The 13,096-nt window shown below is 53.2% G+C and carries 11 protein-coding genes; 4 read left to right on the top strand and 7 right to left on the bottom strand.

Annotation, left to right across the window (positions count from 1 at the left end; all coding sequences use genetic code 11):
- Window positions 1–160: 160 nt before the first annotated feature.
- Entirely contained in the window at window positions 161–1,657 is a 1,497-nt protein-coding gene (locus A6M21_RS06480) for a B12-binding domain-containing radical SAM protein (RefSeq protein ID WP_066667140.1), read from the bottom strand.
- A gap of 391 nt (window positions 1,658–2,048) precedes the next feature.
- Between A6M21_RS06480 and A6M21_RS06475 the strand changes: the two genes are divergently transcribed.
- Both A6M21_RS06475 and A6M21_RS06470 read left to right on the top strand, forming a co-directional pair.
- Window positions 2,049–2,342 (top strand): ACT domain-containing protein, encoded by a 294-nt coding sequence (locus A6M21_RS06475; protein WP_066667138.1) that lies wholly within the window; start codon window positions 2,049–2,051, stop codon window positions 2,340–2,342.
- A gap of 25 nt (window positions 2,343–2,367) precedes the next feature.
- On the top strand, window positions 2,368–3,726 hold the full coding sequence (locus tag A6M21_RS06470; protein ID WP_066667136.1) for a PFL family protein: 1,359 nt from the start codon (window positions 2,368–2,370) through the stop codon (window positions 3,724–3,726).
- Between the two features lie 5 nt (window positions 3,727–3,731).
- Here A6M21_RS06470 and A6M21_RS06465 read toward each other — a convergent pair whose 3' ends face one another.
- On the bottom strand, window positions 3,732–5,150 hold the full coding sequence (locus A6M21_RS06465) for an NAD-dependent malic enzyme (RefSeq protein ID WP_066667135.1): 1,419 nt from the start codon (window positions 5,148–5,150) through the stop codon (window positions 3,732–3,734).
- A 474-nt stretch (window positions 5,151–5,624) separates the two neighbouring features.
- On the bottom strand, window positions 5,625–5,921 hold the full coding sequence (locus A6M21_RS06460) for an alpha/beta-type small acid-soluble spore protein (RefSeq protein ID WP_078060448.1): 297 nt from the start codon (window positions 5,919–5,921) through the stop codon (window positions 5,625–5,627).
- Window positions 5,922–6,204: 283 nt separating this feature from the next.
- Here A6M21_RS06460 and A6M21_RS06455 point away from each other — a divergent pair, with 283 nt between their 5' ends.
- Window positions 6,205–6,600 (top strand): pyridoxamine 5'-phosphate oxidase family protein, encoded by a 396-nt coding sequence (locus A6M21_RS06455; protein ID WP_078060447.1) that lies wholly within the window; start codon window positions 6,205–6,207, stop codon window positions 6,598–6,600.
- A gap of 208 nt (window positions 6,601–6,808) precedes the next feature.
- Window positions 6,809–8,038, top strand: coding sequence for a DUF438 domain-containing protein (locus A6M21_RS06450; RefSeq protein WP_066667133.1), 1,230 nt, complete (start codon window positions 6,809–6,811; stop codon window positions 8,036–8,038).
- A gap of 170 nt (window positions 8,039–8,208) precedes the next feature.
- Here the strand turns inward: A6M21_RS06450 and A6M21_RS06445 are convergent, their stop codons facing one another.
- The 4 genes from A6M21_RS06445 to A6M21_RS06430 all read right to left on the bottom strand — a co-directional run.
- Window positions 8,209–9,171, bottom strand: a complete 963-nt coding sequence (locus A6M21_RS06445) for an MBL fold metallo-hydrolase (protein ID WP_066667131.1) — start codon at window positions 9,169–9,171, stop codon at window positions 8,209–8,211.
- A 131-nt stretch (window positions 9,172–9,302) separates the two neighbouring features.
- Window positions 9,303–10,967 (bottom strand): long-chain fatty acid--CoA ligase, encoded by a 1,665-nt coding sequence (locus tag A6M21_RS06440; RefSeq protein ID WP_066667129.1) that lies wholly within the window; start codon window positions 10,965–10,967, stop codon window positions 9,303–9,305.
- Window positions 10,964–12,505: a long-chain-fatty-acid--CoA ligase gene (locus A6M21_RS06435; protein WP_066667127.1), complete on the bottom strand. Its 1,542-nt coding sequence runs from the start codon at window positions 12,503–12,505 to the stop codon at window positions 10,964–10,966. Before A6M21_RS06435 ends, A6M21_RS06440 begins: the two co-directional genes overlap by 4 nt.
- A gap of 11 nt (window positions 12,506–12,516) precedes the next feature.
- Window positions 12,517–13,096: AMP-binding enzyme (locus A6M21_RS06430; protein ID WP_151191823.1), on the bottom strand; the 580-nt coding region annotated here is incomplete at its 5' end.

Below are 13,096 nucleotides of genomic sequence, written 5' to 3'. Positions count from 1 at the left end.
GTGTCCTCCGCACCGGCTCCGGCGAGTGGAAGGACACGGACAGCGGAAATTATAAAGGCAGGTTGAGGCCTCCCCAACCTGCCTTTGCTTTGTTCACGCCTTGACTGGATTGAAGCCGGGAAAACGGGATACTTACCGCACCAACGATTCTCTGCCCTTTTCACGCCTTGGCCGGATTGAAGCTGTTGAACACTTTCCGGAAATGAAAACCATAGATGGCGAAAGAAATAGCCTGCGGCAGCATATGCGGGTAACCCCAGAGTGTTTTCAGCAAAAGCCGCCAGTAATATTTCCTCCCCTGGTCGAGTACTCCGAGGTAAAACATGGCCATAAAAAATGCCTTCAAGTAACAAAGACGGAACATGTCAAACCTTACTCCCCGCGCCGGCTTGAATTCTCCGAAAAACTGCAGCACCCGCTCATAATATTGAGCCGGGGAGTAGATGGTGGTGACGATTTGTTTATACCCTTCGATCAACTTTTGTGTGTTCATTTTCGGTACGAAGTTGAGGGAGAAGTCGGTATTGTTCCCCGAAAAGTTTTGCAACAGCCGTTTTTCGTTTTTCAGCCGCTCAAACAACCTGGTGCCCCGGGGGGCATTGAGCAGGCCGACCATGGCCGTGACAATCCCGCTTTGTTGAATGAATTTGATTTGCCTTTCAAAAATCGAAGGCGTATCGCTGTCGAAACCGACGATAAAACCGGCGCTTACTTCCATGCCGTAATTTTGAACCCTTTTTACCGAAGCAAGCATGTCCCGGTTGACATTGTTGAATTTGTTACACTCCTTCAAGCTGTCTTCGCTGGGCGTTTCAATGCCGATGAAGACGTGGGCAAAACCGGCCCGGCGCATTAAATCCATTAACTCCTGATCATCCGCCAGGTTGATCGAAACCTCGGTGATAAATACAAACGGGTGCCGGTGCTTATCCATCCATTCAATTATAGCCGGCAGTATTTCTTTTTTGATGATCACCTTGTTGCCGATAAAGTTGTCGTCTACAATAAATACGCTTCCCTTCCACCCGCGGTGGTAAAGGGAATCCAGTTCACCGATAAACTGCTCCACGTTTTTCAACCTGGGTTTGCGGCCATAAAGGGAAGTAATGTCACAAAACTCGCAGTCATACGGACAACCGCGGGAAAACTGCACACTCATGGTCACATAGTCGTTAAGGTTGATCAGTTCCCACAGCGGCACGGGTGTAGTGCCGATATCCGGCCGCTCGTTACTGGTGTAAATATGCTTTTCCGTTCCCTTTTCCAGATCAGCCAGGAACTGCGCCAGGGTGATTTCCGCTTCATCCAGGACCAGGTGATCCACTTCCGCAAACTCATCATATTCCATGGTAAAAAGAGGCCCGCCGGCCACTGTCTTCACGCCCAGCGACCGGCAGCGCCCGATTAATTCCCGGGCGGATTCCCGCTGAATGGTCATGGCGCTGATGAAGACATAATCGGCCCATTTCAGGTCTGCATCCTTGACCGGCCTGACATTCATATCAATCAGCCTTTTTTCCCACGCACCGGGAAGCATGGCGGCCACTGTCAACAATCCCAGCGGAGGGTGGGCGGCTTTTTTATTTATAAAACGCAGGGCGTGCTTGAAGCTCCAAAAACTCTCCGGGTATCTGGGATAAGCCAGAAGAATTTTCATTACCCTTTACTCCTTCCTTTCGGACATGCTTTTCCAACCAGCCGGTAAATGAGGAATGGAGGCCCGTGCAGTCCAGGCCTGAAAATTGACCGTCCACCCTTTCCGCTAGTATTTCCCGGCACCGGCTATTTATACCTGACCGTCTGTTACAGGCCGGCCATGCCGGCAACCGGACGCTACCCGGACAAATCCTCCGGATGAAAAACACTGCAGACATCATTATAATACACTGGAAACACTTTTAATGAAAGCTTATTTCTACCGATCCGTCCAGGTTCCTGCCAAAGTTTTTGTTTTTCCGTGTTTTTTTGTATTTCCCCCGCCGCGGCAGGACTTCTATATCATCCGGACGAATTGTTATTTTTTAATCCAATCGAGAGGAAGCGAGTGCATGCCTTCAACGGAGCTGAAGAAAAACCGCATCATCGTCACCGTCCTGGGACCGGACCGGGTGGGAATAATCGCCGGGGTGGCCCGGGTGCTGGCCGATAACAATATTAACATCCTCGACATCAGCCAGACCATTTTACAGGAGTTTCTGGTCATGATCATGATTGCCGATATGGAAAAGAGCCGGGTGGATCTGAGCACGCTGAAAGCACACCTGGCTGAAAAAGGCGCCGCCCTGGGTGTGCGCATCGACGCCCAGCACGAAGACGCTTTTCAATTCATGCACCGGATTTAATTCCGGACTAAAGGAGAATATGAGCATGCTTACTATGGCTGAAATTATGGAAACGATTAAGATGGTACAGGAAGAAAACCTGGACATCCGCACCATTACCATGGGCATCAGCCTGCGTGACTGCGCCGATCCGGACGCCGGTGCGGCACGGCGTAAAATTTACGACAAAATCACCGCCCGGGCCGGCCGGTTGGTGGCAGTGGGCGAGCAAATCAGCCGTGAATACGGCATTCCGATTGTGCACAAGCGCATTTCCGTCACCCCCGTTTCCCTGATTGCCGAATGCAGCCACGCAGAAGACTATGTGGCCTACGCCCGTACACTGGACGAAGCGGCGGCGGCGGCGGGGGTCAATTTCATCGGCGGCTTTTCAGCCCTGGTGCACAAGGGATTCACCGCGGGCGACCGGACGCTGATCTCCTCCATTCCCGCCGCCCTGGCCGGCACGGAAAGGGTCTGCGCCTCGGTAAACGTAGCCACCACCCGGGCGGGCATCAATATGGACGCCGTCCGCCTGATGGGCCGGGTGATCAAGGAAACGGCCGCACGCACCGCCGGGCAGGGCGGCCTGGGCTGCGCCAAACTGGTCGTTTTCAGCAACGTGCCCGAGGACAACCCGTTCATGGCCGGAGCATTTCACGGAGTGGGCGAGCCGGAATGCACCATCAATGTCGGGGTGTCCGGTCCGGGAGTGGTAAAAAACGCCGTCGTCCGGGCCGGCAATGTGGATCTGGGCACTCTGGCCGAAACAGTGAAAAAGACGGCCTTTAAAATCACCCGCATGGGGGAACTGGTGGGCCGGCTGGCGGCGGAAAGGCTGGGCATTTCTTTCGGCATCGTGGACCTTTCCCTCGCCCCCACCCCGGCGGTGGGAGACAGCGTGGCCGAAATCCTGGAAGCCATGGGCCTGGAACGCTGCGGCACGCACGGCACCACGGCCGCCCTGGCGCTGTTGAACGACGCGGTGAAAAAAGGCGGCGCCATGGCCTCTTCCTATGTCGGCGGGCTGTCCGGGGCCTTCATCCCGGTCAGCGAGGACGCCGGCATGATCCGGGCGGTGGATCATGGCGCCCTCTGCCTGGACAAGCTGGAGGCGATGACCTGCGTCTGCTCGGTGGGTCTGGACATGATCGCCGTCCCCGGGGAAACCAGCGCGGAAACCATCGCCGCCATCATCGCCGACGAGGTGGCCATCGGCGTAATCAATAAAAAGACCACCGCAGTCCGCATCATCCCGGCGCCGGGTAAACGGGTGGGAGATCACGTCACTTTCGGCGGTCTTTTGGGCGAGGCGCCGGTAATGGCGGTCCACCCTTTTTCTTCAGACAATTTTGTGTGCCGGGGCGGACGCATTCCGGCTCCGATTCAAAGCCTGACCAATTGACGGTGTTATTTGATGCTTTCTTTGAAATGGTTGATCCGGCGGGACAAACCGCTTTTGATGGCCGCTTCCTTCACCGCTCTGGCCACTTTGGGGGTGACATCACGGTTGAATACCGCCGGGATGATGTTATCGGCCGACAATTCGCCCGGCCGGACAATACCGGCCAGGGCATGGGCGGCAGCCAGGGCCATCTCCCCGTTGATGGCGCGGGCGTGGCAGTCCAGGGCGCCGCGGAAAACTCCGGGGAAGGCCAGCACGTTGTTGATCTGGTTGGGATAATCGGAACGGCCGGTAGCCAAAACGCCCGCAACATCGTACACTTCTTCCGGCTCCACCTCGGGCACCGGGTTGGCCAGGGCAAATACCACCGGCCGGGGAGCCATGCCCAGAATGTCTTCCCGGTGCAAAAGCCCCGGTCCGGAAACTCCGATCAAAACGTCGGCGCCTTTGATTACTTCTTTTAAGGAGCCGTTTTTGTTTTGCGGGTTGGTGTGCTCCGCCAGCCAGCGCTTGGAAGGAACGGACAGATTGCGCGCCAGTGAAATGGCGCCCTGCCGGTCGCAAACCACAATGTTCCGCGCCCCCGCATCAAGCAGGATTTTGGCGATGGCCACGCCGGCGGCGCCCGCCCCGCTGAGCACAATTTCCACATCACTAATTTTTTTATTGACGATCTTCAAGGCATTAAGCAAACCGGCCAGAACCACAATGGCCGTACCATGCTGATCGTCGTGGAAAACGGGAATATCAAGCAATCCGGTCAGTCTTTCTTCAATATCAAAACATTTGGGCGCGGCAATGTCCTCCAGGTTGATCCCTCCGAACTGGGGCGCAATGGCTATCACGGCGGCGATAATATCCCCCGGTTCATGTACATCCAAACAGACCGGAATGGCATCGACATTGCCGAACTGCTTGAATAGGACGGCTTTGCCCTCCATCACCGGCAGGGCCGCCCGGGCGCCCAGGTTGCCCAGTCCCAGAACGGCCGAACCGTCGGTGACAATGGCCACCGAGTTTCCTTTCATGGTCAGATCGTAGGCATATTCGGGGTTTTTGGCAATAGCCTGCGAAACCCGGGCCACCCCCGGAGTGTAAACCAGGGAGAGATCCTCCCGGTTGAGAATTTGTCTTTTGGGAGTGACCTGGATTTTTCCGCCCCGGTGGGCCAGAAAAACCCGGTCGGCCACATGCAGGACCTTCGCCTCCGGAAAGCTGTTCAGTTTTTCCAACAGGGGCATCAACTGCTGGCTCTCATGCATCCCGACCATGATGTCCCGGACCATGTAACCGGGTGAAGCGCTGACCAGGTCGATCGACCCCACATTGCCGCCGTACTCCCCGATGGCGGTAAGTATTTTGGCCAGCGTACCGGGCTTGTTTTCCAGCTTCAGCTGAATCAGGACGTTTGCCGGCATAACCATTGAAAACACCTCTTTTGTATATTCCGGTGCCGGGATTACTACCGCGATTATTAGTCAAATAAAAGATTAAAATACTGTATATTGTACTGTGGATTTTGTATACAATATAAGATTCTTTTTCCCCCTTGTCAAGCTTAAAATTCCTCTGTCACAGAGTAATCTCCCCATATGTCCCGGAAAGACCACATTTTAAATACACAAGCGGACTGTTGCCAGCCCGCTAATTTGGTGCCTTATGAATTTTAATTATCCACCGGAGCAACCTACCGGGAACACGGCAGTGTCAATCTGCCTTTGGCTGCCATGCAGGGAGTGGTTGGACCACCGGGGCGGCGGTTTATCCCCTGATTGACGCCGTGCTTTGGCTGTCATATAGAGAGTGGTTGGACCCAGACGCGCCGCCGTCCGCTCCCCATAGCGAAGCTTTTGACTCAGGATGGAAACGGTTGGTATTCGGATTAACATGCCACCAATCTAGGAACCGGACAGCAACTGCCTGTTTTTGTAATTCCAGGCCAGCACCGCTTCCGCAAAGGAAACCATCTTTTTGGTCATGCCGCCGCCCACTTTGCCATTTTGCCGGCTGGGCAAGTCTCCTTTGTCTATCCGGTCGTAATCGGGCATGCCCAATTCCGCGGCCATTTCATTTTTAAATTCTTCAATCGCAGGTCCAACATAGGGAGCCAATTCTTTGGGGATCAATCCGGTGGAAGCGGTTATTTTCATCAATTCCACGGGAATCAGTTCTTTGTTCACCAATTCTCCGGACATACTGCGCCCCCCCTTCCGGTAGCTTTGCTTTAACAGATTTTATATCTTTCCCTTTATTGATGAATTTATCATTCCCGTCGGGTTTGATTTTTATGTTGGCAATTAAGGACATAAAAAGCGCTGTCCGGCGGTAAAATATTACCATTTGAGGCGGGAGGGTTGTTTTTTTATAAATGGCTGTGATTAGATTACTACAGGAATGGAAAAGGGATGCTCTTGAGCAAATAAATTTAATCCCTGAACATGTAAATTCCTGAGTTCAATATTTGGGAAGGAAAGGTGAATGACCGTGTTGACCGAGCAGATGAAAAGTCTGGTTAAAGGCGGGAAATGTCTGGTGGCCACCGCCGGCAAGGATGGGTGGCCGAACATAGGTCCCAAAGGGTCTGTAATGCTGGTGGACGATTCCACGCTGGCCTTCGGGGAAGTGACGGGAAAACAAACCTATCAAAACCTGGTGGAAAACCCCAAAGTGGCCATTGCGGTGATGGATTACGAGCAACGGGTGGGATACCGTTTTACGGGCACGGCGAAACTGGAAACCGAAGGTCCACTCTTTGAACAGTTTGCACAAAGATTTGCCGCAATGAACCTGCCCCGGCCGGTTGCCGCGGTCAAGGTAAAGATCGAAAGTGTCTATGACCTGGGAATCCAGAACCCCGGTGGAAAGATTGAATAGCTTTTTTGCAAGCAGGGCCGTCCGGGATCCGGACGGCCCTGCGAACGCATAACCCACTATGCACAGCTTCTTCAGACCGGTGGCAGTGCCTCGTCGCTCTTCCGCCCCGGTACGACCGCCACCTTCAAAAACGGCGCATTAACAATAATAAAAAAATACGTTCCGGGGAATTAAATACAGTAGACTGTCTCGAACAAGGAGGAGCAATATGAGCGAATACCTGGGAAACAAGGAAGATAGAAAGCAGGTCTTAAAAGAGATCATTAAAAGCCTGCACGCCGGGGAAGCCGTAGATGAAGCCCGGGAAAAATTCAAAAGGCTGGTGGGAAACGTCGGGGCGGATGAAATTGCCGCCCTGGAGCAGGAACTGATTAAGGAAGGCATTACGCCCGATGAAATCAAAAACCTGTGCGATGTGCATGCCGCCGTGTTCAAGGAGGCCCTGCTGGAAAATGAAAAACCGGAATTGATCCCCGGTCACCCGCTGTACATAATGAAACACGAAAACAAAGAAGCCGGGAAGATACTGGCGCAGATTGACGCCCTGCTTGAAGAACCGGAAGACGCCACCGGGGAAGACAGCGGGTTTTTTTCCCGGCTGAAGGAGCGGCTGGCCTTTTTCCGGGATAATTTATCCAAACACTATACCAAAAAAGAAAACATCTTCTTCCCCTATCTGGAAAAGCACGGCATCACCGGGCCGCCTTCCGTGATGTGGGCAGTGGATGATGAAATCCGGGACATGCTCAAGGAACTGGCGGCAAAGGCGGATGCCCCGGATGTCTCCGGCTTCAACCGGGCGGATTTCAAAAACACGTACGCGCAGGTTAAAAACAAGATTTCCGAAATGATCTTCAAGGAAGAAAATATCCTCGCGCCCATGTTTTTAGAACACCTGACCGCGGCGGAATGGGCGGAAATCAAGGAGCAGGACGACCAGTTCGGCGCTGTTTTCTCCCGGCCGGCCGAAGATTTCTGGCGGCCGGAAGGAAAAACCGCCGGTACGGCCGCCGGCCGGCCGGAAAAGGGCGGTCAGGCCCTCCCCCTGGACACCGGATCCCTTACCCCGGATGAGATAAACAATATTTTGACCAATTTGCCGGTCGACATCACCTTTGTGGACAAGAACGACACCGTCCGTTACTTTTCCCAGGGGAAAGAGCGGATTTTTGTGCGCACCAAATCGATCATCGGCCGGAAGGTGCAAAACTGCCATCCACCGGACAGCGTGCATGTGGTGGAAAGGATATTAAACGACTTTAAATCCGGCCGGCACAACGCGGCCGAATTCTGGCTCGAACTGAACGGCGCCTTCGTTTATATCCGCTATTTCGCCCTGCGGGACAAAAACGGTGAGTATCTGGGCACGATGGAAATCACCCAGGACGTGACCAAAATCCGCGCTCTGACGGGGGAAAAAAGACTGCTTCAATATTAACGTCCATGATTTTTTGAACACAACCCACAAATGAAAAAGGTCGGTAGCAGAAGGTTGGAGGCCGTACCTCGCCGCTCCGAAGCTCCGGCCCGGCGAAACATCCCGCAATCCATACCGCGGGATGTTTTTGCCCTTTACCGGTGCCGGTATTTTCCGGCCTTAACCGCCTCCTATCCGAAATAAATGTTCACCCCGCCCCCGTACCTCTTTTTCAGTTCGCCTCTTTCCACCAGAAAAACCAGGTGTGCCAGGGTTTCAGCCATAGCAAACCGTATTTCGTGCAAGGAAAGCTCTTCTTTGAAAACCTGCCGGCAAACATCATAGGCAGTCGCCCCCGGGGAGGCAACTCGCCGCATCAGCTCCAGCCTTTCCCGGTGATGCGCTTCCAACTGCGACACTCTTTGTTGCACACCAGTAAAAGAATTGCCGTGGGCCGGCAGGACCAGACAATCGGGTAAGCGGTGATTTTCCGCCAGGGACTGCAGAAAATTTTTCAGTGGATTGGGATCGGCAAAAGGCCACAGGCTGATGTTGGAGGTGATTTGGGGCAACAGGTGGTCGCCGGAAAACAGGATATGGTTATCCTGTTGATAAAAGCATAGATGACCGTCGGAGTGTCCGGGGGTGGCCAGCACCTGGTAAATATAATCACCCAACTGCACTTCGCCGGCAGCAAGGGTGGATATCTCTTCCGGATGCGGACGGACACGGGACAGGAGCCGGAGCGCGCTTTCCACCACCGCTTCGGTCAGTTCCGCCGGCATGCCGTTTTCTGTGAACAGGCTGTATACGGCTTTGAACGTTTCTTCCCCATGCCTCCAGTATAAATCCGCCGCTCCGGCATCCGTCGCGCTGATGTATACCGGGGCGCCGGAAAGTTGTTGCAGCCAGCCGGCCGCACCGTAATGATCGGGGTGGTAGTGGGTCAGATAAATTCCCTTGATATCCCGTCCCCGGATCTGATATTCGCGCATAAAATCCAGCCAGGTCCGCCTGGTGGGTTCGTCGTTCAGACCGCTATCTACCAGCCACCACCCCGCCCTGCCTTTAATCGCATAGCAGTTGACATGATTCAACCTGAACGGCAGGGGAAGCCTTACCTGGCAGATGCCGTACTTTTCAATCTCCTGCAAGTCACACCGTCTCCTGTTAAGGAATTTTTTCGAAAATAATTCACCTGTTTACAGCCCGCCGGACACTTGGCGCCCGGTGCACCGGCAGTTACAAGCAGACATTATGTTCTGCGAAATTAGTAAAAACCAATTTAACACTTTTTAAAACTTCTAAAATAATCCTTGTATTTATTCCGGAGCGCGTTTTTTGAAATCTTGCCCACACTGGTTTTGGGTATTTCATCGATAAACAATACATCATCGGGCAGCTGCCACCTGGCAAACCTGGAAGCAATGAAATCCAGGATCTCATCCTTTGTTATCTGGTCTTTATATTCTTCTTTCGGCACTACAAAGGCCAGCGGCCTTTCCTCCCACCTGGGGTGATAAGCCCCGATAACCGCAGCCTCGAGTACCTTTGGATGACCGACGATGCTATTTTCCAAATCCACAGAAGAAATCCACTCTCCACCGCTTTTTATCAGGTCCTTCACCCGGTCGGTCACCTTGAGGTAACCGTTGGAGTCGATGGTCCCGGCGTCCCCGCTTTTCCAGTAGCCATCAACGAATGATTCCGCATTGCGTGAATCGTTGTAGTAACTGCCGGTAATCCATGGACCGCGGATTAAAATCTCGCCGGATGTTTTGCCGTCATGAGGCAGTTCCCTCCCCTCCGGATCCACTATCTTGATATCCAGGCCCGTTACCGGCAGACCCTGTCTGCGCTTCAGGTCCCATTTTTCTTCCTCCGCCAGTTTGCTTTCCATGTCAGGTTTAAGTAAGTTCAATGCGGCCAGAGGGGTGGTTTCGGTGGCTCCGTAGGCATGAATGATATTTATTCCGTACTCCTTTAGACCTTTCATCATGGCCAGAGGCGGTTCGGTAGCCCCGGAAAGGAATCGGGCGCCCCCGAAATGGGGTTTTTCTTCAAGCGTACGCAAATAATTGAACATGGGCATAAAAATAGCCGGCGCGCCGCAGCCTACTGTCACTTTCTCTTCAATCATCAATTCTACCAGTGAACCGATATCTTCCACCAAATAGCGCCCCGGCAAAACGATTTTTGCCCCCATAAATGCCGCGGCAAAGAAAAATCCCCAACCCTGGGCATGAAACATAGGCACGATTTGCATGAAGTTATCGTTCCAATTAATACCAGTATAGCAGACGGCTTCCATGGTATGTAGATAAATACACCGGTGGGAATAGTAAACACCCTTTGGCCTGCCGGTGGTACCAGTGGTGTAGCAGGCGCTGTAGGTGGAAGTTTCATCAACCATTGGCCAATCATAGTCAGTTTCCGCATCTGCAAGCAATTCTTCGTAGCTGTATACCGGGCTCAATTTGGTTTTAAAACAAGCCGGATTTTTATCAGTCATTATAACATAGCCTTTTACCGTCGGGACGCTGGAAGAGATGGCCTCGGCCACCGGAATAAGGGACTCATCCACAAAAATCAATTTGGCCTCACTGTGATTTACTACGTAGATCAGTTCTTCCGGGACTATGCGGAGGTTCATCTGCAGAAGAACAGCCCCGGTGCCGGGGACGGCGAAGTAGAGCTCGAAAAAACGATTGGTGTTCCAATCCAGTACCCCCACCCGGTCCCCGGGATTGATTTTCAGCTTTTTTAGAGCGTTGGCCAGCCTTTTTATTCTTTGATAGGCTTCGTTATAATTATAACGGAAAACCCCCCGTTCGTTACGATAAACAATTTCCCGTTCAGGAAAATTTCTGGCTGCATGTCTGATGATGGTGGTGGTATTCAACTGATAGTCGTTCATGGAAGTGGAGGGACAACCCTTGATAATTTTCATTTGCCCGTCCTCCTTATTTCGCTGTATATATCCCTCAGTATTCTTTTTAACACTTTTCCCGAAGCATTTCTGGGCAGCGGCCCGGTAAACTTATAAATACGTGGTATTTTGTAATCGGCCAGGTGCTGTGCACAAAAAGCACGAATTTCTTCTGTAGTCAATCCAGCCCCCGGCCTGGGGCAAATTACCGCCGTAACCGTTTCACCCCATACCGGGTGGGGCAATCCGATTACCGCCGCTTCCAATACACCCGGATGCCTGTGCAGTACATGTTCCACCTCGGTGGAATAAACGTTCTCCCCGCCCGTGATGATCATGTCTTTCTTACGGTCCACCAGGGTAATATAGCCCTCCTCATCAATGATGGCCAGATCCCCGGTGTATAGCCACCCGTCCCGCAAGGTCTCAGCCGTGGCCCCGGGGTCCTTGTAATAACCTTTCATGACCATCTCGCTGCGAATGATGAACTCGCCTACCTGACCGGGAGCTACTTCACAACCTGATTTATCTATTACCCGCGCTTCGGTGTTGATGATGGCCTTACCACCGAAGCCGGGCTTGCGCAGTTGATCCTCGGGCTCCAGCAGCACGCCGCCCGGCCCTCCCTCGGTGAGGCCGCAAAGGTTATAAAACCTGTCCGTAGGAAATCTGTCCAGAGCCCGGCGCACCAGGTCCACGGGCATGGGTGCCGCACCGTATCCGCAACGGGTAATAGAGCTTAAATCGTATTTGTCGAAGTCCGGCACCTGCAGCATAAAGTTGTACATGGCCGGCACACCGAAAAATAGAGTAATCTTCTCGTCTTGAATGGTTTCAAGCACGGCCCGCGGTTCAAAAGCCCGCATCACCACATGGGTCGCCCCGACGAACATGCCCGAAACCAGAAACAGGTTCAACTGAGCCGAGTGGAACAAAGGAGCCAGGTGCAGCAAGCGGTCCCCGGGGTTGACCGCCATGTGCACCACTATTGCTATACCCACGTGAATAACCCTGTGATGATCGAAAAGCGCCCCCTTCGGACGGCCGGTGGTACCGGAAGTATAAAGTATCTCACAGTCATCACATTCATTTACATCAACCCCGGGTTCTTCGCCGGCCGCTCCCGCCATCAGTTCATCCCATTCCATGGCGTTCTGTGGTTGTTCGCCCGCTCCGGCCCGCACCAGGTATCGCACTCCGGGAATCTTGCCTTCAAGGGATGCAATAAGTTCACCATATTTGGGATCGAAAAATAAAATCACACTGTCCGAGTGATTTAATATATACTCCACCTCCGGCGCAGCCAGCCGGAAATTGATCGGTACCGCCACTGCACCCAGTTTCATAGCGGCCATAAATACCAACACATAGCGGTCGGAATTTTGCATCATCAATGCCACTTTTTTCCCCTTGCACACGCCAAGGCCGGCCATAGCATTGGCCATTCTGTTGACGTACCCGTTGAATTCCCGGTAAGTATAACGAAGCTTCCCGTAAATCAGGCATTCCTTGTCCGGGTGACGGCGGGCGTTTCCGGCCAGTATGCCACCGATATTCATCGAATTCCCCCCTATTCTTTTTGTTTTCCGAACCATTCACGCAGAGTATTTTTCAATACTTTACCGGATGCGTTTCTGGGCAGGGCTTCTACAAATTCTACCGAGCGAGGTTTTTTGTACCCCGCCAGGTGTACGGTACACCATTCCATGATTTCCCGTACAGTGAGGACAGTTCCCGGTATGGGCACCACTACGGCGTGCACCCGCTCGCCCCATCGCTCGTCGGGCACACCGATGACGGCGGCTTCCAGCACTTTTTCGTGTCTATAGAGTACCTCTTCCACCTCGGCCGGATAAACGTTCTCACCACCGGAAATAACCATGTCCTTTTTGCGGTCCACCACATAAACAAATCCCTCGCCGTCCATGCGCACCAGGTCACCGCTGTGAAACCAGCCATCCCTGACGGCGGCAGCGGTGGCCTGCGGATCCCGGTAATATTCCTTCATCAGGGTGGGACCACGGTACACGATCTCCCCCACCTCTCCCAAGGGGACGTCGCACCCGGCGTCGTCCACCACGCGTACCTCCACATTAACCACCGGCTTACCCACCGACGCCCCCTTGCGTAATATAATGGACCCATAAATT

It is taken from the genome of Desulfotomaculum copahuensis, assembly GCF_001655685.1.
In the GTDB taxonomy this organism is placed as follows: Bacteria; Bacillota; Desulfotomaculia; order Desulfotomaculales; family Desulfovirgulaceae; genus Desulfotomaculum_G; species Desulfotomaculum_G copahuensis.
Note: the sequence above shows the minus strand (reverse complement) of the source record. Positions and strands in the feature narration are given on the sequence as shown.

Excerpts from the sequence above, each read along its gene's own strand:
- A6M21_RS06480 (WP_066667140.1), bottom strand. The coding sequence starts at position 1,657 with ATGAAAATTCTTCTGGCTTATCCCAGATACCCGGAGAGTTTTTGGAGC.
- A6M21_RS06475 (WP_066667138.1), top strand. The coding sequence starts at position 2,049 with ATGCCTTCAACGGAGCTGAAGAAAAACCGCATCATCGTCACCGTCCTG.
- A6M21_RS06470 (WP_066667136.1), top strand. The coding sequence starts at position 2,368 with ATGCTTACTATGGCTGAAATTATGGAAACGATTAAGATGGTACAGGAA.
- A6M21_RS06465 (WP_066667135.1), bottom strand. The coding sequence starts at position 5,150 with ATGGTTATGCCGGCAAACGTCCTGATTCAGCTGAAGCTGGAAAACAAG.
- A6M21_RS06460 (WP_078060448.1), bottom strand. The coding sequence starts at position 5,921 with ATGTCCGGAGAATTGGTGAACAAAGAACTGATTCCCGTGGAATTGATG.
- A6M21_RS06455 (WP_078060447.1), top strand. The coding sequence starts at position 6,205 with ATGACCGTGTTGACCGAGCAGATGAAAAGTCTGGTTAAAGGCGGGAAA.
- A6M21_RS06450 (WP_066667133.1), top strand. The coding sequence starts at position 6,809 with ATGAGCGAATACCTGGGAAACAAGGAAGATAGAAAGCAGGTCTTAAAA.
- A6M21_RS06440 (WP_066667129.1), bottom strand. The coding sequence starts at position 10,967 with ATGAAAATTATCAAGGGTTGTCCCTCCACTTCCATGAACGACTATCAG.
- A6M21_RS06435 (WP_066667127.1), bottom strand. The coding sequence starts at position 12,505 with ATGAATATCGGTGGCATACTGGCCGGAAACGCCCGCCGTCACCCGGAC.